21 protein-coding genes are annotated in these 25594 nt (G+C 68.9%); 14 read left to right on the top strand and 7 right to left on the bottom strand.

Annotated features, from left to right (window positions below; all coding sequences use genetic code 11):
* The first annotated feature begins 120 nt into the window (after positions 1-120).
* The 6 genes from VGI12_04250 to VGI12_04225 all read left to right on the top strand — a co-directional run bounded on the left by VGI12_04250 (position 121) and on the right by VGI12_04225 (position 10645).
* Positions 121-570, top strand: coding sequence for a helix-turn-helix transcriptional regulator (locus VGI12_04250; GenBank protein ID HEY2431864.1), 450 nt, complete (start codon positions 121-123; stop codon positions 568-570).
* 62 nt (positions 571-632) lie between these two features.
* Entirely contained in the window at positions 633-6638 is a 6006-nt protein-coding gene (locus VGI12_04245; protein HEY2431863.1) for an MG2 domain-containing protein, read from the top strand.
* 178 nt (positions 6639-6816) lie between these two features.
* Positions 6817-9147 (top strand): penicillin-binding protein 1C, encoded by a 2331-nt coding sequence (gene pbpC / locus VGI12_04240; protein HEY2431862.1) that lies wholly within the window; start codon positions 6817-6819, stop codon positions 9145-9147.
* A gap of 101 nt (positions 9148-9248) precedes the next feature.
* A complete protein-coding gene (locus tag VGI12_04235) occupies positions 9249-9839 on the top strand; it encodes a DinB family protein (GenBank protein ID HEY2431861.1) in 591 nt (196 codons plus the stop codon).
* On the top strand, positions 9836-10342 hold the full coding sequence (locus tag VGI12_04230) for a methylated-DNA--[protein]-cysteine S-methyltransferase (protein HEY2431860.1): 507 nt from the start codon (positions 9836-9838) through the stop codon (positions 10340-10342). The genes VGI12_04235 and VGI12_04230 overlap by 4 nt, the downstream gene beginning before the upstream one ends.
* Positions 10343-10393: 51 nt before the next feature.
* Positions 10394-10645 (top strand): GlsB/YeaQ/YmgE family stress response membrane protein, encoded by a 252-nt coding sequence (locus VGI12_04225; GenBank protein ID HEY2431859.1) that lies wholly within the window; start codon positions 10394-10396, stop codon positions 10643-10645.
* On the opposite strand, the gene VGI12_04220 is transcribed toward VGI12_04225, so the two are convergent.
* Entirely contained in the window at positions 10615-10968 is a 354-nt protein-coding gene (locus VGI12_04220; GenBank protein HEY2431858.1) for a response regulator, read from the bottom strand. The two genes, VGI12_04225 and VGI12_04220, sit on opposite strands and share 31 nt — an antisense overlap.
* Positions 10969-11165: 197 nt before the next feature.
* On the opposite strand from VGI12_04220, the gene speA reads away from it, so the two are divergent.
* Entirely contained in the window at positions 11166-13112 is a 1947-nt protein-coding gene (speA, locus tag VGI12_04215) for a biosynthetic arginine decarboxylase (protein HEY2431857.1), read from the top strand.
* Positions 13113-13184: 72 nt separating this feature from the next.
* Here the strand turns inward: speA and VGI12_04210 are convergent, their stop codons facing one another.
* Complete coding sequence (locus tag VGI12_04210) at positions 13185-13622, bottom strand: BrxA/BrxB family bacilliredoxin (protein ID HEY2431856.1); 438 nt, start codon at positions 13620-13622, stop codon at positions 13185-13187.
* Between the two features lie 21 nt (positions 13623-13643).
* On the bottom strand, positions 13644-15359 hold the full coding sequence (locus VGI12_04205) for a M28 family peptidase (protein HEY2431855.1): 1716 nt from the start codon (positions 15357-15359) through the stop codon (positions 13644-13646).
* 173 nt (positions 15360-15532) lie between these two features.
* Between VGI12_04205 and VGI12_04200 the strand changes: the two genes are divergently transcribed.
* Genes VGI12_04200 through VGI12_04190 form a run of 3 tightly spaced genes read left to right on the top strand, consistent with a single transcriptional unit; the run spans position 15533 to position 19308 of the window.
* Positions 15533-16237, top strand: a complete 705-nt coding sequence (locus tag VGI12_04200) for a pseudouridine synthase (GenBank protein HEY2431854.1) — start codon at positions 15533-15535, stop codon at positions 16235-16237.
* Between the two features lie 51 nt (positions 16238-16288).
* Positions 16289-16645: a PadR family transcriptional regulator gene (locus VGI12_04195; protein ID HEY2431853.1), complete on the top strand. Its 357-nt coding sequence runs from the start codon at positions 16289-16291 to the stop codon at positions 16643-16645.
* Positions 16642-19308 (top strand): ABC transporter permease, encoded by a 2667-nt coding sequence (locus tag VGI12_04190; protein ID HEY2431852.1) that lies wholly within the window; start codon positions 16642-16644, stop codon positions 19306-19308. The genes VGI12_04195 and VGI12_04190 overlap by 4 nt, the downstream gene beginning before the upstream one ends.
* Here the strand turns inward: VGI12_04190 and VGI12_04185 are convergent.
* Positions 19297-19935 (bottom strand): CoA pyrophosphatase, encoded by a 639-nt coding sequence (locus VGI12_04185; protein HEY2431851.1) that lies wholly within the window; start codon positions 19933-19935, stop codon positions 19297-19299. The genes VGI12_04190 and VGI12_04185 overlap by 12 nt on opposite strands.
* Complete coding sequence (locus tag VGI12_04180) at positions 19932-20996, bottom strand: lytic murein transglycosylase (GenBank protein ID HEY2431850.1); 1065 nt, start codon at positions 20994-20996, stop codon at positions 19932-19934. The genes VGI12_04185 and VGI12_04180 overlap by 4 nt, the downstream gene beginning before the upstream one ends.
* Before the next feature lie 20 nt (positions 20997-21016).
* Here VGI12_04180 and VGI12_04175 point away from each other — a divergent pair, with 20 nt between their 5' ends.
* Positions 21017-22564, top strand: coding sequence for an IMP dehydrogenase (locus VGI12_04175; protein HEY2431849.1), 1548 nt, complete (start codon positions 21017-21019; stop codon positions 22562-22564).
* 13 nt (positions 22565-22577) lie between these two features.
* Here VGI12_04175 and VGI12_04170 read toward each other — a convergent pair whose 3' ends face one another.
* A complete protein-coding gene (locus tag VGI12_04170) occupies positions 22578-23243 on the bottom strand; it encodes an HAD-IA family hydrolase (GenBank protein HEY2431848.1) in 666 nt (221 codons plus the stop codon).
* 95 nt (positions 23244-23338) lie between these two features.
* On the opposite strand from VGI12_04170, the gene VGI12_04165 reads away from it, so the two are divergent.
* The 3 genes from VGI12_04165 to VGI12_04155 are packed head-to-tail and all read left to right on the top strand — an operon-like array spanning position 23339 to position 25157.
* Complete coding sequence (locus tag VGI12_04165; protein HEY2431847.1) at positions 23339-23623, top strand: helix-turn-helix transcriptional regulator; 285 nt, start codon at positions 23339-23341, stop codon at positions 23621-23623.
* Between the two features lie 2 nt (positions 23624-23625).
* Positions 23626-24633, top strand: a complete 1008-nt coding sequence (locus tag VGI12_04160; protein HEY2431846.1) for a hypothetical protein — start codon at positions 23626-23628, stop codon at positions 24631-24633.
* Complete coding sequence (locus VGI12_04155) at positions 24630-25157, top strand: DinB family protein (protein HEY2431845.1); 528 nt, start codon at positions 24630-24632, stop codon at positions 25155-25157. The genes VGI12_04160 and VGI12_04155 overlap by 4 nt, the downstream gene beginning before the upstream one ends.
* A gap of 24 nt (positions 25158-25181) precedes the next feature.
* Here VGI12_04155 and VGI12_04150 read toward each other — a convergent pair whose 3' ends face one another.
* The gene (locus VGI12_04150; GenBank protein ID HEY2431844.1) at positions 25182-25568 is read right to left on the bottom strand and encodes a VOC family protein; all 387 of its coding nucleotides are present in this window, start codon (positions 25566-25568) and stop codon (positions 25182-25184) included.
* Positions 25569-25594 lie beyond the last annotated feature (26 nt).

Below are 25594 nucleotides of genomic sequence, written 5' to 3'. Positions count from 1 at the left end.
CGTCTCATCATCGTAATTCGATTACAGGAACGTCTCCGCCGTACGCCGCGCGGCAGCCGGGAAGCCGGAAATCATTGGGCCGGCCTGCGGCGCGGGAATTGCGCTGGCCGGGTGGCCGTCATGTCTGAACGAGACAGCTTCGGTCCACGCCTGCGGCGCGAACGTGAACGCCGCGGTATTTCTCTCGAGACGCTCGCCGAGCGCACGAACGTCAGCCTCGAGCTCTGGGCGGGTCTCGAGAGCAACGACTTCTCCAAATGGCCCGGCGGACTGTTTGCACGCGCGTTCGTCCGCGACTACGCGAGGGTCATCGGTCTCGATGCCGCCGAAGTGATCGACGATTTCTGCCGGCTGTTCCCGGTTGGCGACCGCCGGGCGCTGCCGAAGCTGCGCGCGCAGGCCGAGTTGATCGGACACGAGTTCGAGGCGGGCGACGATCGGCGGCTCATGCCTGGCGGCATCGACCGCCGCGGCGGCGCCGGGGCGCAGGACCCCCCACTGGCGTCCGATCCGGCCGAGCGGCAGGCGCCGCGGCGACCGTGGTGGCCGAAAAAGGCGTCGGTGCCGTAGCCGTTGCGGTGGTGTCCAACGGATCAGGGTTCGGTATCATGCCTGCGCTCCCTGAGACACCCATGACACGACAGCCGTTCGCCGCGTTCGCCCTCTGCGTCCTTCTCTCGATTACGGTCGGCGCGGCCGAGACGCCGCAGCCGCAGCCACCGCCGCGCGGCGCGCTGCGGATCGTCAGCGCCGGTCCATCGGGCGATCTCAAGGCCGGGCAGGACAACGAGATCCGCGTCACGTTCTCCGAACCGATGGTCGCGCTCGCGCAGGTGTCGTCGCGCAGCCGGCCCGCGTATTTCTCCATCGCTCCGAACGTGGCCGGGACGTTCCGCTGGTCGGGGACGACCGTCCTGATCTTCACGCCGTCGAAGCCGTTTCCCAAGGCGACGCGGTACGACGTGGCGATTGCGGCCGGCGCCGCCGCGGCCAGCGGCCGTAAGCTCGCCGAGCGCTACGCGTTCAGCTTCACGACCGCGACCGTCCGGCTGCTGGAGACGAACTGGTACCGTCCCGGCGGACGCTTCGACGCCGCTCCGTTGGTCCTGCTGCGCTTCAGCCAGCCGGTAAAACCTGAGGCTGTCGTTACGCACCTGCGCGCAACGTTTCAAGGCCATCCTTTCTCTTCTCCAGAGCTGTCCCCAGCCGGACAGGCGCGGCTTCGGACGATCGACGCCAACGCCGCGGCGGAGTTCAGCGGGAAGGTGGCGCGGGTCGCCGCCGCCGCCTCGGCGGCCGGCGTAGTGTCGTTCGAGCTCGCGAAGGACTGGGACAGGAAACGCTTTCCGGCGTCGCCCGAACTGGTGGTCGTCAGGCTGACGACCCCGGTGCCGCCGGAGAGCTGGGTGCGCGTCGAGACAGACGGACACGTGCCGTCGCTCGCCGGCGCCGCGGTCGCCGATCGGCCAGACGGCTTCACCGTCAAGGTGGAACAGGCGTTTTTCGCGACGGGCTTCAGGTGCACCTCCCGCTGCGATCCGGACGGCTTCAATCCGCTCAACTTCACGGTGCCGGTCAAGGCCGCCGCGTTTGTCGGAGCCGTGCGTGCCGCCGACGTCACGAGCGCGCAGCGGGAGCGTCCGCTCACCAGGGCGGCGCCGCGCCAGCGCGACTCGTGGGAACAGGATGAGTCCGAAGGGCTGACGCTCGCCGACGCGGGCGTCGAACAGGCGCCCGCCACGACGGTGTTCGTGTCGCTGCCCGCGACGTTCGTCGCCTCGGACGGGCAGACGCTCGACTACCCCTGGGGCGGCACCGTCGAGACCTGGCACCGGCGGGCGTTCACCAGCTTCGGCGACGGCCACGGCGTGTGGGAGAAAGGCGGCGGCGCGGTGCTGCCGTTCTCGGCGCGCAACTTCCAGAACGTGAAGCAGTGGGCGATGACGATCGACCCGGCCCAGCTCATGCCGACGCTGCTGCGCCTGCAGCCGAATTTCGAGAGCGTGCCGGACACGCCGCCGCTGGCACGCCGCCTCGGCGGCGCGGTCGACCGCACCAACGCGCACGGCCTCGATCTGTCCGGCGCGCTGAAGGCGAACGGCACCGGGATCGTGTGGACCGCCGTGGAGGAAGGAGACCCGGTCGGCCGCGCCCAGGCCGGCCACAAGCGTGACGGCAGCCCGATCACGCACTCTACCGTCGTCCAGGTGACGAACCTGGGCATCAGCGTCAAGGACAGTCCGCAGAACACGCTCGTCTTCGTCACCCGGCTCGACGACGCGGCGCCGGTAGCCGGAGCGACTGTGTCGATCGTGCGCACCGACGGCCGCGTCGCATGGACCGGCACGACCGGCGCCGACGGGGTCGCCATCGCGCCGCAGTCGCGGCTGCGCGATCCGCGCAACTGGGAGACGTTCGCGTTCATCGTCACCGCCGAGAAGGACGGCGACGTCGCCTACGTGGGAAGCGACTGGAACGAGGGCGTGCTGCCATGGGACTACGGCACCCAGTTCGATCTCGACGAGGCGGCGCCGCTGCTGCGCGGCACCGTGTTCACGGATCGCGGCGTCTACAAGCTGGGTGAGGAGGTCCACGTCAAGGCGGTGCTGCGCAGCAATACGCCGCAGGGGATCAGGCTGCTGGCCGACGGGACGCCGGTCTCGATCACCGTCACCGATCCGCGCAACCGCGTGGTCGACGAGCGCCTCGTCAAGGTGAACGCATGGAGCACCGGCGAGTGGACGTTCACGGTTCCGCCGCAAGGGTCGCTCGGGAGCTACTCGGTAAAAGCGGTGCTCGAGTCGGACAAGCCGAAGAAGACCGCCACCGGATCGAAGGCCGCCGGTGTCGCCGGTAGCGACGAAGAAGGCGAGGACGACTGGCGCGAGCGCAAGAAGATGGTCTTCGGCTCGTTCCTGGTCGCGGCCTATCGGCGCCCGGATTTCCGCGTCGACGTGACGCTCGGCGGCCTACCGGCCGAAGGCTCGCCGAGTGCCGCCGACACGGCGGTGGCGGGCGAGCCGCTCAAGGGAGTGGTGACCGCGCGCTATCTGTTCGGCGCGCCGATGAACAAGCGGCCGGCACACTGGACGTTGACGCGCACGTCGGTGTGGGGAGCGCCCGACGCGATCACCAGCCGGTTCCCTGAAGAACGGTGGACGTTCGTCGGCTATCAAGAGCGCCAGCGGACGGCGAAGTTGGAAATGGGATCGGCAGACGCGCAGCTGAGCGCCGACGGCCAGCTTTCGCTGACGCTGACGACCGACGCAAAGGCCGGCCTGCCCTACAGCTATACGCTCGAAGGGGACGTCGAAGACGTGTCGCGGCAGCACATCGCGAACCGCAAGAGCATGCTCGTGCACCCGGCGCCGTGGTACGTCGGCGTCCGCACGCTGCCGCTGTTCAATCAGCAGAAGGACGGCGTCAGGACCGAGCTCGTCGCCGCCGGCCTCGACGGCAAGCCGGTGCCCGGCGTCCCGATCGACGTCACGCTGACGCAGATCCAGTGGCAGAGCGTGCGCCGGGCCGAGGGCAACGGTTTCTATACGTGGGAGACCGAGCGCAAGGAAGTGCCGGCCGGCCAGTGGCACGTCACGAGCACGGCCGGCCCCCTGCCGTTCACCGCGCCGGTGCCGGCGGGCGGCTACTACGTGCTCGAGGCGCGCGCGTCGGCCGACCGCGGCCGCTTCACCGTGACCCGCGAATCGTTCTACGCGCTCGGCGACGGCTATACCGCGTGGCAGCGCTACGACCACAACCGCATCGATCTCGTCGCCGACAAGAAGACGTACCGTCCGGGCGATACGGCGAAGATCATGATTCAGTCGCCGTGGGAGCGCGCGACCGCAATCGTGACGACCGAGCGCGAGGGCATCCGCACCCACCGCCAGTTCGCGCTCACCTCGACACAGCAGTCGATAGACGTGCCGCTGACGGAGGATGACATCCCCAACGTCTACGTGTCGGTGCTGCTCGTGAAGGGGCGGTCCCGGCCGATTGCGGCGGTCGTCCCACAGGGAAGCGCCGCCGCGCCGCCGGCCGGCGCAAACGACGAGGATGATCCGAGCGATCCGGGCAAGCCGGCATTCCGAATGGGCTACGTCGAGCTCGGCGTTGAAGACGCCACCCGGCGTCTGACCGTCGCGGTCGCGGCCAACAAGCAGGAGTACCGCCCCGCCAACACCGCCACCGTCGCGGTCGACGTGAAGGATCGGCAGGGGCGCGCCGCGTCGAGCGAAGTGACGCTCTGGGCGGTCGACTACGGCGTGCTCTCGCTCACCGCCTACCGCACGCCAGACGTCCTCGGATCGGTCTACGTGAACAAGGCGCTGCAGGTCCTGACCGAGGACACCCGGCAGAAGATCGTGTCGCGGCGCGTGCTGACGCCGAAGGGAGACACCGACGGCGGCGGCGGCGGAGTCGGCGCCGCCACCGGCGACAGTGTCCGGCAGGACTTCCGCGTGCTGGCGTTCTGGCTCGGCTCGGTCGTCACCGACGGCCGCGGCCACGCGTCGATCGACGTCAAGCTGCCCGAGTCGCTGACGACGTACCGGATCATGGCGGTCGCCGGCGACAAGACGTCCCGTTTCGGTTCGGCCGACAGCGAGATCCGCATCAACAAGCCGGTCACGCTCAAGCCGGCGTTTCCGCGGTTCCTGGCGGTGGGCGACAAGGCGTCGTTCGGAGCCGTTGTCACCAATCAGCTCAAGACCGGCGGCCCGGCGACCGTGACGATCGAGAGCCTCGATCCGTCGATCCTGCAGTTTGCCGCCGGCGGGCCGCAGACGGTCGACATTCCGGCCGCCGGCTCCGCCGAGATCCGCTTCGAGGCGGCCGGCCGCGCCAGCGGCAGCGCGCGCGTGCGGATGACGGTGAAGCTCGCCGGCGAGAGCGACGCCTTCCAGGACTCGATTCCGGTCGAGGTTCTCGTCTCGCCCGAAACGGTGTCGGCTGTCGGCGAAGCGACCGATGGGGCCGCAACCGCCGTCGAGAAGTTGACGCTGCCGACCGACGTCGTCGCGACGTTCGGGGGCCTCCACCTCGACCTCGCCTCGACCGCGCTCGTCGGTCTCGGCGAGGGGGCCCGCTATCTGGTCGAGTATCCGTACGGCTGCGCCGAGCAGCGAGGGTCGCGCGCGCTGGCGCTGCTGCTCTCGGCCGATCTGGGCGAGGCCTTCAGGCTGCCGGGCATCGAACCGGCGCAGTTGCGGACGACCGTCCAGAGCACGCTGCGGGATCTCGAGCGCTTCCAATGCGACAACGGCGGGTTCGCCTACTGGCCGGGCGCCTGCTACAGCCAGTCGCCGTATCTGACCGCCTACCTGCTGCACGTGTTCAAGGTCGCCAGGGACCTCAAGTACGACGTCGATGGCGCCATGGTGGCGAAGGGAACCGAGTACCTCGAGCGCGAGCTTGGCCAGAAGCCGCCCACCAACGAGAGCTGGTGGCCCGCCTACACCGCCTGGCAGACATTCGCGGTGAAGGTCCTCGTCGAGAACGGCCGCAACCAGGACTCGAACCTGACGCGGCTCTACGGCTACCGCGACCGCATGCCGGTGTTCGCGCTGGCGTACCTGACCGACGCGCTCGTGGCGAAAGGGGAAGGCAACGGCGTGCGCGTCGCCGACCTGAGGCGCCGCGTCAGCAACGCGATCCTGCCGGAAGCGGCCACCGCACACGTCGAGGAGCTGAACGATCCCTACCTGATGTGGTTCTGGAACTCGAACGTCCGCTCGACGGCAATCGTGCTGAGGACGCTCGTTTCGAGCGGTGACGGGGACGCCGCGCAGGCGCGATCGATGGTGCAGTGGCTGATGCAGGCGCGGAAGAACGGCCGCTGGGGCAACACGCAGGAGAACGCCCTGGCGATGGAATCGCTCGTCGCCTACTACCGGAAGTTCGAGTCGGTCACGCCGAACTTCACCGCGGTCGCCGCGCTCGGCGAGGCGCCGCTCGCGACCGCTCAATTCCAGGGACGGTCGACCGACGCCAGGTCGGTCGACGTACCGATGGCGAGACTGTTGACGACCGGGCCAGCCGGCGCGGAGCAGCCGCTCACCTTCACTCGCACGGGCGCCGGTACGCTGTTCTACTCTGCGCGGCTCCGCTACGCCGCCGATCGGCTGTACCAGACCGGCCTCGACCAGGGTATCCAGATGGCACGGAGCTACGCACCGTATGTCGACGCCGCGTCGACACAGCCGGCTCGCGGCGGTAGCCGTCCGGCCGGCACGAGCTACAAGGCCGGCGATCTGATTCAGGTCACGCTGACGCTCACGCTCACCAAGGAGCGCCGGTTCGTGGCCGTCACCGATCCACTGCCGGCCGGCTTCGAGCCGGTCGAATCCTGGTTCGCGACGTCGGCCGCGGCGCTCGCGAAGGTGCAGGACGATCAGCAGGAATCCTCGGACTGGTTCTCGTGGTGGCAGCACGGCGGCTTCGACTTCGTGGAGCGGCACGACGACCGCGTCGAGCTGTTCGCCACCCGACTCGATCCCGGCCGCCACACGTTTGCTTACGTCGTCCGGGCCACGACCGCCGGCACGTTCCGGACGGCGCCGGCGCACGCCGAGGAGATGTACGAGCCGGAAGTCTTTGGACGGACGGCGACGGCGGTGATCGAGGTACGCAAGCAGTAGTGCCAAGGGTGCTAAGGGGGCTAAGGGTGCGAAGGGTGCTGGTGCGAAGGGTGCGAAGGGTGCTGGTGCGAAGGGTGCTGGTGCGAAGGGTGCTGGTGCGAAGGGTGCGAAGGGTGCTGGGGTGCTGAAGGTGCTGGTGCTGGAGGTGTGTCGGGGGCTGAAGGCTGGGATCCCGGAGATGTCAGCGCGACGCTGGCGGTTCGGGGTTGGCGGGCTTGTCGCGGTGGCGGTCGGGGGGGGGATCTGGCTCCGCTGCGCGCCGATCCCGGCCGATCTGCTCAGCGGCGCCGGTGCGGCGTCGACGGTGATCCTCGATAGAAACGGAAAGGTTCTCTATGAGGCGCTCGGTGACGGGGCGGCGCGCGTCAAGCCGCTCGAGGCCGATCACCTGCCGCCGCTGCTGGTCGCGGCCACGCTCGCGGCCGAGGACCGCCGCTTCCAGGCGCACGTCGGCGTCGATCCGATCGCGCTCTTCCGCGCCGCCCGGCACGATCTCGTCGAGGGGCAGATCGTCGAAGGCGGATCGACCATCACGCAGCAGGTCGCGAAGCTGCTGATCCAGCGCCGCTACGGCGTGCACCGGCGCGGCGCCGCGGCCAAGCTGCGCGAAATGACGCTCGCGCTTCGGCTCGAGCACCGGTTCGCCAAGCGGGACATCCTGGCGATGTACCTGAACCTTGCCGCCTACGGCAACCTGGCGTCCGGCGCCGGGCAGGCCAGCCGGATCTACTTTGGCGTGGACCCGTCGATGCTGACGCCGGCACAGGCGGCCTTCCTCGCTGCCCTCCCGCAGCGGCCGACGAAGTTCAACCCGTGGCGGGACGCCGCGTCGGCGCGCGGGCGGCAGCTCGCGGTGCTGCGCCGCATGGAGAACGCCGGCAGCGTGACGGCCGACCAGGCGCGCGACGGGCGCGACGAGCGGCTCGTCCTTCGTCCCCGCTCGGCGCCCTTTCACGCTCCGCATTTCGTCGAGATGCTGGCCGCGCTGGCGGCGCGCGCACCGGCAGGCTCGCCCGACGCCGCGGTCGTGCACTCGACGCTCGACCTGGGCCTGCAGCAGGATGTCGAGGGCATCATCGAGCACAACCGCCCCTCGCTCCAGGCGCACAACGCGACCAACGTCGCCGTGGTCGTGCTCGACAACCGGCGTGGCGAATGGCTGGCGTGGGAAGGCTCAGGTCGTTACGCCGAAGGCGATCACGGCGGCACGATCAATGGACCGGCGGTGCCGCGGCAACCCGGTTCGGCGTTGAAGCCTTTCACCTACGCGCTCGCGTTCGAAGAGGGGCGCAGCCCGGCATCGGTGCTCCCGGACATTCCGTCGCACTTTCCCACAGCGCAGCCCGGCGTGGTCTACAGCCCCAGAAACTACGACGGCCAGTATCGCGGGCCGTTGCTGGCGCGGCGCGCACTCGCCGGATCGGAGAACGTCCCAGCGGTTGCGCTCGCCTCCGACGTCGGGGTGCCGGCGCTGCTGCGCTTCCTGAACCGCGCCGGGTTCTCGACCTTCACCCGCACGCCCGACTACTACGGACTCGGCCTGACGCTCGGTGACGCCGAGGTGCGGCTCGACGAGCTCGTCGCCGCCTACGCCTCGTTCGCCAGAGGCGGCGTCTGGCGCGAACCCACCGCGCTGCTCCCGGCCTACGCAGGCGGCCAGCCGCCGCCGGCCAGGGAGCGGCGGCTCGTCTCCGAAAGAACGGCGTTCTGGATCACCGACATCCTCAGCGACGCCGACGCGCGCGCCTACATTTTCGGCCGCGGCGGCGACCTCGAGTTCCCGTTCCCGGTCGCCGTCAAGACCGGCACCTCGCAGGCCTACCACGACAACTGGACGGTGGGATACACGCCAGACGTCACCGTCGGGGTGTGGGTCGGCAACTTCGATCGTACGCCGCTCCGAGGTTCGTCGGGCGTGACGGGGGCCGGGCCGATTTTTCACGCGGTCATGCTCGCGGCTCGAGCCCGCGCCGCCGGCGGCGCCGACAGTCCGCCGGTGCCGCAGCCGACGCCCGATACTCGCGAGGTGACCATCTGCGCCCTCTCCGGCGAGCCGGCGTCGCCGTGGTGCCCGAACCGGTTGCAGGAGTGGCTCCCCGTTGCGAGCGCCGCGCCGCCCTGCTCATGGCATCATCCGACCGGCGATGGGCTGACGACCGTCTATCCGGCCGAGTACCGCGCCTGGTCAGATGGCGACGCCCGTCGCGCGCCGCAACCCGCGCCACGCGCCGCGCGCCCGGCGCTCCGCGCCTCGGTCCTGGCGATTGCCAATCCTCCGTCCGGCGCTGTCTACAGCATCGATCCCACGCTCCGCCGTGAGTTCCAGGCGCTGCCGCTGCGCGCCGTGACCCAGGAGCCGACGTCGGTCACGTGGCTCGTCGACGGTGCCGCAATCGGAACGTCCTCGTCCGAGAAGGCGTTCTCCTGGCCGCTGGCGGTCGGTACCCACCACATCGAAGCGCGCGACGCCGACGGCCGCCGCGCCGCCACCTCCGTCGTCGTCCGCTGAGCGTTCCCTGAGCCGCCGCGGCGGCCGTGCTGCCCTAGGGCTCGAGCGACGCGTGCGGCGCCGATCCCCCGCCGCTCGCCGTGTCAAGTCGTCCTACCATGGTGAAAGGAAGGAGGCACACCACGCGATACGCGTTTCTCGTCGACACCTGCCGCACCGAGCGTCTGAAGACGCTGGGTGTGTGGGCGCAGATTCCGGACGACCGCCTGCACTGGCGCGCCGACCCGCGCGCCCGCACCCCACTCGAGCACTTCATCCATCAGTGCCAGAGCGAGCACAATTGGATGACCGGCATGCTCGGTCTCGAGATCGATCGGCCCCCGCTTCCCGCCGAGGAGACGCGCGACGCCTTCGTCGCGCACTACGCCGCCTGCGCCGCCGATCGCCTCACCGTCCTCGAGCGCCAGATCGACGGCTGGTTCGAGCAGGACGCAGCGTTCTTCGACGTGCGCCGCTCGCGCGCCTGGATCCTGACGCGGCGGTTCACGCACACCGCCCATCACCGCGGCCAGCTGACGGCCGCCCTTCGGCTGTGGGGGTTGCCGCTCTACTCGACCTACGGGCCGACGGCTGACACGGGAGGCCTGCCGAAAAACGGTGCGCGCGTGATTTACCGGGGTGACGAGGATGCGCCGTCGCTGCCGGGACCGGGCGGCGTGACGCCGACCGAACGCCCGGAGACCGGTCGATGATTCAGATCGATTCCGTCGACTCGCCGCTCGGGCCGCTCGCCGTCGGCGAGCGCGCGGCGCGTCTCTGCCTCCTCCATTTCGGCGGCGACGGCGATCACGTCGAATCGGTGCTCGAACGCTGGTATCCAGGGGAACCGCGCGTCCGCCGGGAGGTTCCCGCTGTCCGCGCGATGCTGTCGCGCTACTTCGCAGGGGAGTTCGGCGTGATCGACGCGGTCGCCGTCGAGCTGAACGGTACCGGATTCCAGAAAACAGTGTGGCAGGCGTTGCGCCGGATACCCTCGGGAACCACCGTCTCCTACGCCGAGCTGGCACGCCGGATTGGGGAGCCAGCGGCCGTACGGGCGGTGGGATCGGCCAACGGCGCGAACCCGGTCGCGCTCGTCGTCCCCTGCCATCGCGTCATCGGATCTGACGGCAGTCTCACCGGTTACGGCGGCGGGCTCGACCGCAAGCGCTGGCTGCTCATCCACGAGGGCGTGGTCACGCCGCAACTGTTCTGAGCGCTTGGTGAACGGTTTGCACAAGGGAACCATGAGCCGAAGGAGGCGCCAATGGGTATCTTGTCGTGGATCGTGTTCGGACTCGTCGTCGGGATCATCGCCAAGCTGCTGATGCCTGGGAGGGATCCGGGCGGCTTCGTGATCACGATACTGCTCGGCATCGCGGGCGCGCTCGTCGGCGGATTCGTCGGGCGGGCGATTGGATTTTACGGTCCGAACCAGGCGGCCGGGTGGCTGATGTCGATAGCCGGCGCCATCATCCTGCTGGTGCTCTATCGCTTCCTGGTCCGCCGGAGAGTCTGAATCGCCCCGATGAGGTCGTCCGCGTTGAAAGGGCGGACGACCGCCACGCCGGCTCCGGCGGTGGCCTGACTCGCCGTATCGCACATCCGTACGACATCCAGCGCCGGACAGTGCCGGCGTAGCCGCGCCGCGATCTCGGCGCCAGGACCGTCGGGGAGGCCCTGCTCGATGACCAGCACGTCGAACGCGCCGCGCTCGACGCAGGCGAGCAGCGCGTGCCCGCCGTGTGCGACCGCACGCACCTCGAACCGCGCACGCCGGAGCACCCGAGTGGCGACGGCGCGCAGGTCGGCATCGTGCGAGACGAAAAGCACCGAGGTCATAGGACGGCTACCTCCTCCGCAAGGTCGATGCCCGCCGGTTCTCCGGCAAATTCCGCGCAGTTTGACGCCGCGGGTCTCCGCCCGTGTGACGTTTCGAAACGCCGGCGCACGATTCTGGCGCTGGAGCGCACCGTCATGGGCATTTCACTCACGGAGGTAGGTACAACTGAAGCGAATCTGTGTATCATCGACTAAAAGTGAGCACACCTTCATCGCGTGCGCGGACCTGGCAGGCGGGTGAGATCTTCACGGTCAGCGATGCGAACGAACTCTACGAAGTCGATCGCTGGGGGAAGGGATACTTCGCGATTTCCAACGACGGGCACGTGCTGGTCCATCCCACCAAGGACCCGTCGCGCGCCATCGACCTGAAGCAGCTCACCGACCATCTGCAGCTCCGCGGCATCGGCTTGCCGGTCCTGATCCGGTTTCCCGACATCCTCCGCCACCGCCTCGGCGACATCCACAACGCCTTCAGGACGGCCATCGACCAGCACGCCTACGAGGGCCGCTACCTCTGCGTCTATCCGATCAAGGTGAACCAGCAGCGGCAGGTCGTCGAGGAAGTGCTGGATTTCGGCCGCGAGTACGGTTTCGGCCTGGAAGCCGGCTCGAAGCCGGAGCTGCTTGCCGTGATGGCCCAGGCGGACAACGACACGCCGATCGTCTGCAACGGCTTCAAGGATGCCGAATACATCGAGATGGCGATGCTGGCTCAGAAGATCGGCCGCAACATCATCCCGGTCGTCGAGAAATACACGGAACTCGGGCTCATCCTCAAATATGCCGAGCGGGTCGGCGTGCGGCCCCAGATCGGCATTCGGGTGAAGCTCGCCGCCCGCGGCGGCGGCCGCTGGCAGGGCTCAGGCGGCTACCGGTCGAAATTCGGGCTGACGGTCGCGGAGGTGCTGCGCGGGCTCGACGAGCTGAAGACGCGCGGCATGCAGGATTGCTTCAAGCTCCTGCACTTCCACCTCGGCAGCCAGATCCCCAACATCCGTATCGTCAAGGGCGCGCTCAACGAGGCGGCGCGGATCTACACCGAACTCGTCAAAGCGGGCGCCGGGCTCGAATACATCGACGTCGGCGGCGGCCTCGGCGTCGACTACGACGGTTCGCAGACCAACTTCGAGTCGAGCGTCAACTACACGCTCGAGGAATACGCCAACGACGTCGTCTACCACGTGCAGACGGTGTGCGATGACGCCGGCGTGAAGCACCCGACGATCGTCTCCGAGAGTGGCCGGGCCATCGTCGCCTACCACAGCGTGCTCATCTTCAACGTGCTGGGCGTCTCGGCCTTCGGCGAAGAGAAGATTCCCGAGTCGATTTCGCCGGACGAGGCCGAGCAGCCGGTCATCGACCTGCTCGAGACATATCAGAACCTCTCCGGCCGCAACGCCGTCGAGAGCTATCACGACGCCCAGCAGGCGCTCGACATGGCGATGAACCTGTTCACCGGCGGCTACCTGCCGCTCGACCAGCGCTGCCAGGCCGAAAACCTCTACTGGGCGATTCTGGTCAAGCTGCGGCGATTCGTCGCGCAGATGGAAGACGTCCCCGAAGACCTTCAGGGTCTCGACGACGCGATGGCGGACACGTATTTCTGCAATTTCTCGCTGTTCCAGTCGATTCCCGACAGCTGGGCGATCAAGCAGCTCTTCCCGGTGATGCCGATTCACAACCTCAATCGGGCACCGAGCCACCACGCCGTGCTCGGCGACATCACCTGCGACTCCGACGGCAAGATCGATTCGTTCATCGACCGGCGGGACGTGAAGAAGACGCTGCCGCTGCACACCGTCAACGGCGAGCCGTACTACCTCGGCGTGTTCCTGGTGGGCGCCTATCAGGAGATCCTCGGCGATCTGCACAACCTGTTCGGCGACACCCACGCCGTGCACGTCAGCCTCGACGACCACGGCAGTGTCGTGCTCGACGCCGTCATCAAGGGAGACACGGTCAGCGAGGTGCTCGACTACGTCGAATTCGACGCCGAGACGCTCGTCCGCAAGCTCCGTCACGACGTCGAGCTGGCGGTCCGGGAGGGACGCGTCACCTACGAGGAATCAGGCCACCTGCTCAAGTTCTACGAGGACGGCCTCCATGGGTACACCTACCTGGAAGAGCCGCGGGAAGGGTAGCGGGGTCCTCGGGGATTTCGGAATCCCGAATCGCCGATCCTGGATCCCCGACTCGCGATCCGGGGTCCCTGATCAGCGTTGCGGAATCTCCGGAGCGCAGACCGTATCGAACGCACGAATCAGTTCAGCCGCGATCATGTCTGCGGACCGCGTCTCGATGTCCCGCCGTTCGAGCATGTAGACCAGCCGGCCCTCGCGGAGGATGCCGATCGACGGCGAAGACGGGGCATAGCCGGAGAAATAGCCGCGCGCGCGGTCGGTCGCCTCGATGTCGGCGCCGGCGAACACGGTCGCGACGGTATCCGGGCGCGGATCGTGCTTCAGGGCGGCCGCGAGACCGGGACGCGCCTTGCCGGCGGCGCAGCCGCACACCGAGTTCACGACGATCATCAATGTCCCGCTCGTCTTGGTCACCGCCTCGTCCACGGCAGCCGCGGTCTTCAGTTCTTTCGCGCCCATGGCGGTCATTTCGCCGCGCATCGGGGCAATCAGCATTTCTGGATACGGCACGATTGTTCTCCTGTCTGCGTTCTATTTCATCATGGCATCGCGCTTCGCCTTGAACTCGTTGCCCGGTTTCCATGCGGGCAGCGTGGCGGCATTGGCGACGCGGTAACCGACGGCCATCAGCGCCTGCGCGTCTTCGGCGGCGCCGGCGAAATTCCAGTCAGGCTGCACCTGATCGAGCGGCGAGTGGTAGAGCTGATTGTCCCATTCGTCTTTCATCCTGGCCACCCAGTCGGCCGGTTTGTCGACGAAGTCGACGCCGGGATGCATGCTGGGATCGAGCGCGGGGACACCCTGCTTGGCAAAATTGAAGTGGTCGGAGCGGTAGTAGAATCCCTTCTCGGGTTCGGGGTCGCCGGTCATCGTGCGGCCCTGCTCCTGGAGCGCGTCGCGCAGGTAGTCGTCGAGATCGGATGCGCCGAGGCCGACGAGCGAAAGCGCCTTGGTGCGCCCCCACGGATTAATCTCGTCGACGTTGATGTCGGCGGCCGTCCTGGCCAGCCGATACAGCGGATTGAGCGAATAGTACTCGGAGCCGAGCAGCCCCTGTTCCTCCGCGGTCACCATCAGGAACAGGAACGATCGCTTTGCCGGGGGCGCCTGTTTGAGCGCCCGGGCGATCTCGAGCACCGTGGCGACGCCCGACGCGTTGTCGATCGCGCCGTTGTAGATCCGGTCGCCTTTCACCGGCTCGCCGACGCCGAGATGATCCCAGTGCGCGGAATAGACGACGTACTCGCTCGCCAGCCGCGGGTCGCTGCCGTCGAGCCGCGCCGCGACATTGCGCGACTCGATGGTCCGCAGCGTGTTGGCCACGGTGATCGAGGCCGTGACGCCGAGCGGCACCGGCTTGAAATCGCGCGACAGCGCCTGCTTCTTCAGACTGTCGAAATCCTGTCCGCTCAAGGCCATCAGCTTCTTCGCCGCGCCGGTGGTGATCCAGCCCTCGATCGTCGCCTCGCTCATGTTCTTGTCGGGGGCGCCGAGCGTGAACTTCTCGCCGAGATTCCCCTGAACCACGCCGAACGGGTAACCCGCGGTCGCCGCGTCGTGCACGATCAGCACCGCGGCGGCCCCTTTGCGTGCCCCTTCCTCGAATTTGTACGTCCAGCGGCCGTAGTAGGTCATCGCCTTGCCGTTGAACATCTTCGGATCGAGCGCCGCCGGATTGGACGGATCGGGAATCTGCGGATCGTTGACGAGGACGACGATGGTCTTTCCCTTCACGTCGACGTTCTTGAAGTCGTTCCAGTTGTACTCCGGCGCATCGACGCCGTAGCCGGCGAAGATCACGTCGGAATCCTGCACCGAGGCGAGCGGTGCCATGTGCCGCGACCACGCCACGACGTCGTCTTTCCACTTCACCTCGACGCGCCGCGAGCCTTTGGTGAACGTCAGCGGCTGGCGGTCGACGCCGGTGATGCCGACGAGCGGGACCTTCTGGATGTAGGTGCCGTCGGGGTTGCCCGGCTGCAACCCGATCGCCTTGAACTGCGACTCGATGTAGGCAACCGCCTTGTCCTCTCCCTTCGAGCCCGGGGCGCGCCCCTCCATGTCGTCGGCCGACAGGGTCTTGATGTGGTCGAGGACCTTGGCCTGGTCTACTCTCGGGAGTTGCGCGACCGGCATCTGCGCCGAGGGCGCCGCGGCCGTCGCCGCGGGGGCCGGCTTCGTCTCCTCTTTGCTGCACGCCGTGGCGACAAGCGCGAGCGCCAGAACGGCCGGCGTGAGAATTCGCATCTCAGTATTCTATCTGCGACGCCGGTGGAGACCGCCGACGGCCGCGCGCCTCCACGAAGATCACAAAAAGCCACGAAGATCCCCAAAACCAACATGTTGTTCTTGGAGAGCTTTGTGAGCTTCGCGATCTCTGTGCCGGAGCGCAGCCGTCGGCCGCCTCGGTCGAGCCAGCGATGAAGTACCCCTCAGGTCGCGTCGCACTCGAGCGCGCGCTCTCGAAGCGTGGCCTTGCGTCTCGGAGCGAAGGGCGTGAGCTGATCCGCGCAGGCGACGTCGCCGTCAACGGACGTACGCTGACCGACCCGCTCGCCGCGGTCCATCCGGACCGCGACACCATCGAGATCCGCGGCAAGACGGCAACGCCGCGTGTGTGGCGCACGATCGCCTTTCACAAGCCGCGCGGGACGCTGACCACCCGCCGGGATCCCGAGGGACGGACGACGGTGTTCGACGTGCTCGGCGCCGCAGGTGAGGGGCTGGTCGCCGTCGGGCGGCTCGATTACGCGACGTCGGGCCTCCTGCTGCTGACGACAGACACGCAACTCGCCGAACGCCTGACCAACCCGCGCCGCGCAGTCGTGCGCCGCTATGCCGTGACCGTGCGCGGAGAGGTGAGCGACGACGATCGCGCCTCGCTCGCACGCGGGATCGCCGGACTGCGCGCGAACACAGTGACGGTGCGCAAGCGCTCGCGCCGCGAGACCCACCTGCTCGTCGAGCTCACCGAGGGGAAGAACCGCGAGATCCGGCGCCTGTTCGACGCGATCGACAGGCCGGTCACCAGACTGCTGCGCGTCGCCTACGGCCCGATCGAGCTCGGCCGCCTCCAGCCAGGCGAGTGGCGCGAGGTCACGCCCGACGAGTGCGCCGGCGACTGATCGGCGCCTGCGCCTTGACACATACCAAGATAGGTATATGATCGCATGCCTATGACTGAGCGCACGACGACCGTTGACCTGCTGCAGGGCACGCTCGCGACGCTGATCCTCAAGGCCGTCAGCTGGGGGCCACTCCACGGCTACGGCATCGCGCGCTGGATCGAGCAGGTCACCCACGACGATCTGCTGGTGGAGGAGGGCTCGCTCTATCCGGCGCTGCACCGTCTGCAGGCGCGCGGCCTCGTCACCTCCCAGTGGACGCTGTCCGACACCAACCGTCGCGTGCGCTGTTACAGCCTGACCGAGGACGGGCGCCAGCAGCTCCGCGCCGAGATGAACCGGTGGGAGCGATTTTCCGTCGCGGTGACGAGGGCCCTGCAGGCGCGCCGTCCGTCTAAGGCGGTATGACGCCTCCAGGCCGGCGCCTGCGCGACATCTTTCGAAACGCCGAAGCCGACGCCGCCGACGAGATCGCGTTCCACCTCGAGATGCGTGAACGCGACTTCCACGAGCGGGGCATGAGCCCGCTCGACGCGCACGTCGCGGCGCGGCGCCGGTTCGGCGATCCCACCGGCATCGCGCGGCAGATCCGCGCCATCGACGACCGCGCGGCGCGGCAGAGGAGACGGACGGGTATGTGGACCGACTTCAGCCAGGATGTGGTGTACGCGCTGCGCGGCCTGCGTAAATCCCCCGGCTTCGCTCTCGTCGCCGGCGTGACGCTCGCGCTCGGCATCGGCGCCAACACCGCGATCTTCAGCGTCTTCAACGCGGCACTGTTGCGGCCGCTGCCGTTCGCCGACGCCGACCGGCTCGTGTTTCTCTGGAATCGAACCACCGACGGCGGGCCGAGCCCGCTCGGTCCCGGGAGGATGCGCGACTTCCGCCGCCAGATGACGAGCGTCGAGAGCTCGGCGGCGCTCGCGCACATCAGCTACACGTTGACCGGCGGCGGCGATCCGGAGTCGCTGCCTGGCGCCAGTGTCTCGTCGGCATTCTTCGACGTGCTTGGCGCGCGCCCCTTGCTCGGCGACACGTTCCACGCCGATCGCGCCGATCCGTCCGCGGTGGTGCTCGGATACGGGCTGTGGGCGCGGCGCTTCGGTGCGGATCGATCGATCGTCGGCCGCACGGTCACGCTCAACGGCCGTCCGCGCCTCGTCGTCGCCGTGATGCCGCGCGACTTCTACTGGCCGTTCATCACCGCGAGTCCCTCGGGTGACGGCGGCCCCCAGCTGTGGGTACCTGGCGGCCCCGGCGACGTGCCGCGACCCGCGACCAACGAGGACGCCGACGTGACCGGCGATCGCAACACCGGCTACATCCGCCTGGTCGCGCGGCTCAAGAAGGGCGTGACCGTCGGCCAGGCCGACGCGGAAGCGCGCGCGCTCGGCGCGCGGCTCTCGCGCGAGTACCCGGAGGACGGCGGACGCACGGCGCTGATCGTCACGTTGCGGGAACAGTTCTTCGGCGGCCTGGAACGTCCGCTGTGGGTGCTGGCTGGCGCGGTCGGCTTCGTGCTGGCGATCGCGTGCGCCAACGTCGCGAGCCTGCTGCTCGGGCGAGGCGCGGCACGTCAGCGCGATCTCGCGCTGCGCCGGGCCCTGGGCGCCGGCCGGCTCCGCATCTTCCGTCAGCTGCTCACCGAATCGGCGGTGCTGGCGTGCCTCGGCGGCACCGCGGGCGCGCTGCTCGCGTGGTGGGGGACGACGTCGCTGCTCGAGGTGGCACCGCCCGACATCGCCGCCGGCGGCGCGACGTTCGATCTTCGCGTGCTGACGTTCACGCTCGCCGCCGCGCTCGGGTCGGCGCTGGCATTCGGCGTTCTCCCGGCGCTGCAGTTCTCGCGCGTCGATCTCGCGGCGGCCCTGTCCGAGGGAGCAACGCGCAGCACCGGCTCGCGGCGGAGCGGCCGCATCCGCGACCTGCTGGTCGTCGGTGAGATCGCCGTCGCGCTCGTGCTGCTGGTCGGCGCCTCGCTGCTCGTGCGCAGCTTCGTCGCGCTCAGTCGCGTCGACACCGGCATCGACACGCACAACCTGCTGACGTTCAACATCCGTCTCGCCGGGCCACGCGCCGAGTACCAGGCTCGGCAGGTCGAGTTTTACGCGGCACTGCAGCGCCGTCTCGAGGCGATTCCGGGTGTGGTCGCCGCTGGTTCCGCCGTGACGCTGCCGATTGGGGGCGACGACTACGGCAGCAGCTATCTCGTCGAAGGCCGTCCGACGCCGCCGCCCGGCGACGAGCCGCACGCCGGCTTCGACATGGTGATGCCGGGCTACTTCAAGGCGATGGGGATTCCTCTGGTGGCCGGCCGCGACGTGCGTGACTCGGACGCGCGGACGAGTCCGCGCGTCGTCGTCGTCAACCAGTCGCTGGCACGGCAGCAGTGGCCCGGGACGGATCCGATCGGGCGTCGCATCGTGCTGAATGGGGACTCGCTGACCGTCGTCGGCGTCGTCGGCGACATCCGGCATCTTGGTCCGTCGGTGCCGCCTCGTGCGGAGCTGTATCAGCCGTCGACGCAGCGATCGTTTCCGTTCATGGCGTTCGTGGTACGCACGTCCGGCGAGCCGTACGCGATGGTGCCGACGATCCGTCGCGCTGTGGCGGAACTCGATCCGGCGCTGCCGCTCTCCGACGTGAAGTCCATGGACGACCACCTGGCGCGGGCGATGGCGCGACCGCGTTTCCTCTCGACGCTCGTCACCGCGTTTGGCGCATTGGCGATGACGCTGGCGGTGATCGGCATCTACGGCGTGATGTCGTGGTCGGTCAGCGAGCGGCGGCGTGAGTTCGCGATCCGGATGGCGCTGGGCATCCGCGGCCCGGCGCTGCTGGCCGGCGTGCTGCGACACGCGCTGCTGCTCGCCGCCGCCGGCGTCGGGTTCGGCCTGATTGGCGCGCGGGCCGCGACGCACGTTCTCGACGGGCTGCTGTTCGGCGTGCAGGCGACCGACGCCGTCGCACTCGGCCTCAGCGCCGGGCTGCTCGCCGCGGTCGCGATGGCGGCGTGCGTTCTTCCGGCGCGCCGCGCCCTGCGCGTCGATCCGGTCGCGTTACTCCGTTGACGAGGCGGCGAGCAGGCAGATGAACTCGCCCAGGATCATCGCGGTGGCGCCCCACACGTGGCTGCCGTCGAGATCGAAGTACGGATACTCGATCGCGACGCCTTCGCGCGTGCGCGTGCCCTGACGGATCTTCGACGCGTCCTGCAAGTCCTCGATCGAGACTTCGATCACCTTGTCCACTTCGTGCGCGGCGGGCCGGAACTCCGGACGGGCGTCGGTGATCCCGACCACGGGATGCAGGGTGAAGCCGCTGACCAGGACGTGCACCGGCGTCAGCTCGCCGAGAATCCGCACGCGAGCGGGATCGAGGCCGATCTCCTCGTAGGCTTCGCGCAGCGCCGCCTGAGGAAGCGTTTCGCCGGCATCGGTCGCGCCGCCCGGCAGGCTAATCTGCCCCGCGTGGCGGCGCAGGCTGCTCGCCCGAACCGTCAACGGGATCGAGGGGCCGCGCGCCCCTGGGTAGAGCAAAAGCAGGCCGGCCGCGATGCGCGCGTCGCTCGGAAACTCGCCCGGCGTCCAGCCCGTGCGGGGCGGCGTCGGCATGAAGCGCCGCTGTGCCTCGAGCCCAGGCAGTGTCCCGGCGAGCCGCTCGCGCAGCACCACCTCCAGTTGGACGAGCGAGCTCATGGATCTGTCTTCTTCTTCGTCTTCGTGTGCTTCGTCCCCTTCGTGTCCTTCGTGCTCTTCAGGTTCGAGGCGTCAGCCAGCAGCGCCACACTCAACCCGTAGGCATTGACGCAGTTGTATTCGAGCAGCGCCTGATAGTTCGGGAAGACGAGGAAGTGCCGCTTGACGCCGGAGACGAGCGACGCGTCGAGATCGGATTCCGGAATCGCGGCGCCGGATTTGGTACGCAGGCCCATCTCGTTCCACGCGGCGATCGGCAGCGGTACGGTCATCTGGCGGCGGGCGAGGCAGCCTTCTGTCTGCAAGGGTGCGTGTTCCGGCAGCCCGGCGAGCGCCGTTGCCGGCACCGTCACTTCGCGCCCCCACGGCTTGTCGCGCGTCCAACCTTTTTCGGCGAGGTAGTTGCCGATCGAAGCGAAGACGTCGGCCGTGGAATGCCAGATGTCGCGCTTGCCGTCGCCGTCGAAATCCTGGGCGTAGCGCAGAAAACTCGACGGCATGAACTGCGGCTGGCCGAGGGCTCCCGCCCATGAGCCGCGCATCGCCGCCACCTGGACGTCGCCGCTGTCGAGAATCTGCAGAGCGTCGAACAGCTCGTCCCGGAAGAGCGCCGAGCGGCGGGGGTCGTAGGCGAGCGTCGCCAGCGTCTGGATCGTCGGCCGCACGCCGCTGAACCGGCCGAAGTTCGACTCCAGCCCCCAGACCGCCACGATCACGCCGGAGGGAACGCCGTAGCGATCCTGCACCGTTTTCAGCAACGCCGCCTGTCCAGCGAGCTTGGTACGCGCCGTTGCGATCACCCGTGCCGACACGTGCTGCTGCAGATAGTGGTCGAGCGTTTCGACGATTTCCGCCTGCGAGCGATCGCGCTCGACGACGATCGGCAGCGGCTCGAGGCCGTCGAGGGCGTGCGCAATCGTCGTGTCGCTGATCCCGCGGCTCTTCGCTTCGGCGCGCACGCCGTCCAGCCACTCCGCAAAGGACGAAGACGGCAGCTGAGGAACCGGCGCGACCTGCTGGACGAGAATCGCGAGCCCCAGCACCAGGGCGGGCAGACGCATCTGCATCTATTATGAACCGTATGGCGACCGAAGACTTTCCGCGCCTCGCCGCTCCCGCCCGTCGCAGCGTCAGCGCGCTCGTGCGCGGGTGCACGTTCGACGACTTTCTGCTCGCGCCTCAGCGCAGTATCGTCACCCGCCGCGATCCCGCGGCGATCGATCTGTCGTGCCGCGTCTCGCAGCACATCGCGCTCAAGCGCCCGATCGTGTCGGCGAACATGGACACGGTGACGCGCGCGCCGATGGCGATCGTGCAGGCGGAGGAAGGCGGGATCGGCATCATCGATCGCGGCTTTCGGCCCGGCGACATCCAGCCGCAGGTGCGCGAAGTGGAGATCGTCAAGCGAACCCAGCACGGTGTGATCGCCGATCCCTACAGCATCGCGCCGTCGGCCACGGTCGACGAGGCGGCGCAGATGATGGCCAAGCGGCGGGTCGGCACGCTGGTCGTGGTGGACGAATCGGGGCGGCTGCGCGGACTGCTGACCGAGCGGGACCTGTTGTTCGTCCGCGGCGCCGGACTGCGCGTCGCCGACCGCATGACGCCGCTCGAGCGGCTCGTCACGCACCAGGGTCCGGCGTCGACTGAAGAGGCCGAGCGGATCATGGCCGAACGCAAGATCAAGAAGCTGCCGCTGGTCGATGCCGACGGCGTCCTGCTCGGCCTGGTGACGGCGCGCGACATCATGCGGCAGCGGCGGCTGCCCTTCGCGACGCGGGACGGCCACGGCCGCCTGCGCGTCGGCGCCGCCGTCGGGGCGACCGCCGACTATCTGGAGCGCGCCGTCGAGCTCGGCAAGGCGGGCGTCGACGTGCTCGTCATCGACATCGCGCACGGCCACTCGAACGTCATGGAGAAGGCCGTCGTGGCGCTGCGCAAGCGCGTCGGCGACGTCGAGCTGATCGCCGGCAACGTCGGCACCGGCGAAGGCACCCGCTTCCTGCTCGACCTCGGCGTGAACGGCATCAAGGTGGGGATCGGTCCGGGCGGCGGCTGTACGACGCGCATGACGACGAGCTTTGGCGTGCCGCAGGCGCAGGCGCTGGTCGAATGCCGCCTCGCCGCGGACGAACATGCCGAGCGCGGCGCCGGCGACGTGCCGCTCATCGCCGACGGCGGCATCCGACGGCACGGCGCGCTGGCGATGGCGCTGATGTTCGGCGGCGACTGCGCCATGCTCGGCAGCGCCTTCGCCGGAACCGAGGAGGCGCCCGGCGAAGTCGTCCACAAGTCGGTGCTGCTGCCCGAGTCGCAGAAAACCGTGAAGGTGCCCTTCAAGGTGCTGCGCGGCATGGCCTCGCTCGAGGCGATCCGCGACCGCCTCGATGTCGAGGACGCCGATCGCGTCGAGCTCGAGGCGCTCGGCGCCGAGGGAATGGAGATCAGCGTGCCGTCGCGCGGCTCGGCGCGCGCCATCGTCCGCGACATGATCAAGCACCTGTGCTCGTCGATCAGCTACGGCGGGGCCGTCAGCCTGCGCGACCTTCGCGAGCGCTTCTGGCAGGAGCCTGAGACGTACCTGATCAAGCTGTCGGCCTCTTCGCGCCGGGAGAGCTATGAGCGATGACCGCGGGCCTGCTCTATCCGGACGTCAAGCGGAGCAGGTCGGCGGCCGCCTCGGCGATGAACTCGTCGCCGTGCGGTTCGCGCTCGGCGGTGGGAAAGCCGAAGCCGTAGCGCACGAGACAGCAGCGCACACCCGCGGCGCGCGCGGTACGCAGATCGATCGCCGAATCGCCGACCATCACCGTGTCGCCGCGCGTTGAACCTGCGGTGGCGATCAGGTGGTTCAGCCCGGCCGGGTCGGGCTTGCGGCCGAAGACGCTGTCGCCGCCGACAACCCATGTGAAGCATCGCCGGATCCCGAGCCCTTCGAGGATCCGCTCGGTCGGACGCTGCGGCTTATTGGTCAGGACGGCAAGCGGCACCCGTGCGGCCAGCGACTCGAGCATCTCGCGAGTGCCGTCGTACAGGACCGTGTGCGCGAGCAGGCGCTCGTCGTAGAGCGCAAGGAAGCGCGCCAGCGCGGCATCCGGATCCTCGCACCTGAGGTTGGCGGCGGCCAGCGCCCGCCGCACCAGCAGTGCCGCCCCTTCTCCCACCATCGCGGTCACCGCGTCGACGGCGAGCGGCGTGCCGCCGCGCTCGACGATGAGCGCGTTGGCGGCGTCGGCGAGGTCACGTCTCGAATCGATCAGGGTTCCGTCGAGATCGAAAACGAGGAGGGTCAGCCCGTGCGGTGTCACTGCCGACGCAGCGTAGCAGGATCCCGCTGATGGTTCAGGATCGAGTCACATGCTATTGTTTTATCGTGCTTACATGATATAAGTACCGCTTCCACATGGTGACGCTTCCGCCCAAAGAACGGCTGATTCTCGACCTCCTCATCGAGCAGCCGGACTTCGGCCTTCGCCTCGTCCAGCGATCGACGGGCCGGCTCAAACGGGGCACGGTCTACGTGACGCTCGCCCGGATGCAGCGGAAGGGGTTCGTTCGATCCGAAACCGAGACCCCGATGCCAGGCGCGATCGGGTTGCCGCGCCGGATCTACTTCGCCACGCCGCTCGGCGAGCGCGCCCGGCGCGCGTGGTCGCAGCTGTCGGCGGCGCTGGCGTGGGTCGAGTGAGCATGGGTGGCCGGCTTCCGGGCGATCGGCTGCGCCGCGTTCTGGCCTGGTGCGTCGATCCGCAAACGTTCGACGAGGTCATCGAGCCGGCGATCGGCGACCTTCAGTACGAAGTGGAAGGGCATCGGCGAGCGGGCTGGCGCGCGTGGGCGGTGCGGGGCCGCGGCTACTGGTCGGTCGCGTGCGCGCTGGCCGGCAGCGGGCCGGCGCCGTCGGCCGCGATGATTCGTCTGCTCGCCCTCGCGGCGCTCGGCGTCGGCGGCGCCGCGCTGATGACCTCGGCGCGGCAGGCGCCGGGAACCGATGCTCGTCCGTTCGTCGGCGCCTACCTCCTGCCGATGTTCCTGGCGCCGGTCGTGCTCAGGCGCACGGGATCGGTCGCGAGCTACGCCCGCGTGTTCGCCGCCTGCGCCGCAGTCGCGTTCCTCGCGCAGGGGCTCGACATCGGCTTCTATGGTCTGCGCGGCGTCCTCGTGCATCACGAGCGGCCGGTGTTCGACGCGGGCATGACCATCGACTTCGTCGTCTTCATCGCGACGCTGAGCGGTATTGCGGCGCTGGCGGCCTGGCAGCCGGCGGCACGCGCGGAGCCGCTGCCCCGCACCCTCGTCGTCGCGCTCTTTGCCGGCGGCTTGACGGCGGCCGCGGGGCTCGGCGTCGCAGAAGCCTGGCGGCATCCGGACTCGGCGTTTCTCGCGGCTGCCCGCGTGCCGTTCTCGGCAAGCGTGCTCGCCGTGCTCTTCGCCGCGACGGCTGCGCCGCTTTTGCTCGCGCGACGCTGGTTGCCGCGGCCGGCGGCGCTGGCGCCGCTCGCGGTCGCGCTCTCGCCGCTGACCGTCCTCGCGCAGTCGTATCTCGACCACGGATCGGTGCTCGCCTGTCTCGATCAGTTCACGAGGACTCCACTCGCTTTTGCGGCCGCGCATCTGCCGGTCGCGGCCGGCGCTGCCGTGCTCGGCTGGCGCCTCATCGCCCGCCCACCCCGTCACCGAGGAGCACTGGCCGCATGAATACGCTGATTGCCGCGCTTGTCCTGGCGCCTGCCGTCATGGCACCGGCGCAGATGCCCGATTCCATGGCCGCCAATCCCATCGCGTCCTCGGCGCGCATGTTTCTGGAAGAACAGGCCGGCGCGATCGGCCAGGCCGCCACCCTGATGCCAGCCGAGAAGTACGCGTATCACCCGACGCCCGCGCAGATGACGTTCGGCGCCCTGATGCAGCACATCGCGCAGACGAACGTCCGCCTGTGCTCGGCGATCGGCGGCGGGGCCGCGCCGCCGCCGGCCTCCCCGGTACACGCCACCAAGGCGGCGCTCGTCACGGCCGTGGCCGACTCGTTCAAGATGTGCAACGCGGCGCTGGCGAAGCTGACCGACAGTCAGCTGAGCGAGGTCGTCGAGATCGCGGGAAACAAGGTGCCGCGCGGTTATCTGGTCATGACGATCGTGGCCGACTGGGCCGATCACTATTCGACGGCCGCGTCGTACCTGCGGCTCAACAACATCGTGCCGCCCACCGCACGCCAGCCGTAGGGGAGCGCGCCCGATCGCCGAGCCTTACGCGGCGTCGGACGGCTGACAGAGCGCGCAGACGGCGGCAGCCGGATCCTGGATCACGCAGTAGCGGCCGCCGCCATAGCTGCGCGGCGGCATCAGTACGGCGCCGCCGAGGCGCTGGCACTCCGCCATGCTGTGATCGAGATCCTCGACGGTGATGTAGACCAGCCACTGCGCAGGAAGCGTGGTATTGCCGCCGCGCGCGTGGCAGACGCCGGCCACTTCCTGCCCGTCGGCGTCCTTCATCACGTAGTCGTGGTACTCGCCCATCGGCAGCACGTGGCGTGCCCAGCCGGTGACGGCGCGGTAGAACTCGCCGATTCGATCGGCGTCTTCGACGGTGAGATCGAGCCAGGTGACCGAGCCAGGACGGGGAGTCCCTCCCATCGCCGCATTCTACCTTCTGAATTCCG

This window comes from Vicinamibacterales bacterium (assembly GCA_036496585.1).
GTDB lineage: Bacteria > Acidobacteriota > Vicinamibacteria > Vicinamibacterales > 2-12-FULL-66-21 > JAICSD01.
The sequence above is the reverse complement of the archived record's forward strand: the minus strand, read 5'-3'. Positions and strand labels throughout refer to the sequence as shown.

Bases quoted from the DNA above. Each gene is read 5' to 3' on its own strand.
- VGI12_04180 (HEY2431850.1), bottom strand. From the start codon at position 20,996: ATGCGTCTGCCCGCCCTGGTGCTGGGGCTCGCGATTCTCGTCCAGCAG.
- VGI12_04250 (HEY2431864.1), top strand. From the start codon at position 121: ATGTCTGAACGAGACAGCTTCGGTCCACGCCTGCGGCGCGAACGTGAA.
- VGI12_04165 (HEY2431847.1), top strand. From the start codon at position 23,339: ATGGTGACGCTTCCGCCCAAAGAACGGCTGATTCTCGACCTCCTCATC.
- VGI12_04160 (HEY2431846.1), top strand. From the start codon at position 23,626: ATGGGTGGCCGGCTTCCGGGCGATCGGCTGCGCCGCGTTCTGGCCTGG.
- VGI12_04200 (HEY2431854.1), top strand. From the start codon at position 15,533: ATGAAGTACCCCTCAGGTCGCGTCGCACTCGAGCGCGCGCTCTCGAAG.
- VGI12_04185 (HEY2431851.1), bottom strand. From the start codon at position 19,935: ATGAGCTCGCTCGTCCAACTGGAGGTGGTGCTGCGCGAGCGGCTCGCC.
- VGI12_04190 (HEY2431852.1), top strand. From the start codon at position 16,642: ATGACGCCTCCAGGCCGGCGCCTGCGCGACATCTTTCGAAACGCCGAA.
- VGI12_04155 (HEY2431845.1), top strand. From the start codon at position 24,630: ATGAATACGCTGATTGCCGCGCTTGTCCTGGCGCCTGCCGTCATGGCA.
- VGI12_04220 (HEY2431858.1), bottom strand. From the start codon at position 10,968: ATGACCTCGGTGCTTTTCGTCTCGCACGATGCCGACCTGCGCGCCGTC.
- VGI12_04230 (HEY2431860.1), top strand. From the start codon at position 9,836: ATGATTCAGATCGATTCCGTCGACTCGCCGCTCGGGCCGCTCGCCGTC.
- VGI12_04205 (HEY2431855.1), bottom strand. From the start codon at position 15,359: ATGCGAATTCTCACGCCGGCCGTTCTGGCGCTCGCGCTTGTCGCCACG.
- VGI12_04245 (HEY2431863.1), top strand. From the start codon at position 633: ATGACACGACAGCCGTTCGCCGCGTTCGCCCTCTGCGTCCTTCTCTCG.
- VGI12_04175 (HEY2431849.1), top strand. From the start codon at position 21,017: ATGGCGACCGAAGACTTTCCGCGCCTCGCCGCTCCCGCCCGTCGCAGC.
- VGI12_04150 (HEY2431844.1), bottom strand. From the start codon at position 25,568: ATGGGAGGGACTCCCCGTCCTGGCTCGGTCACCTGGCTCGATCTCACC.
- VGI12_04195 (HEY2431853.1), top strand. From the start codon at position 16,289: ATGACTGAGCGCACGACGACCGTTGACCTGCTGCAGGGCACGCTCGCG.
- pbpC (HEY2431862.1), top strand. From the start codon at position 6,817: ATGTCAGCGCGACGCTGGCGGTTCGGGGTTGGCGGGCTTGTCGCGGTG.
- VGI12_04225 (HEY2431859.1), top strand. From the start codon at position 10,394: ATGGGTATCTTGTCGTGGATCGTGTTCGGACTCGTCGTCGGGATCATC.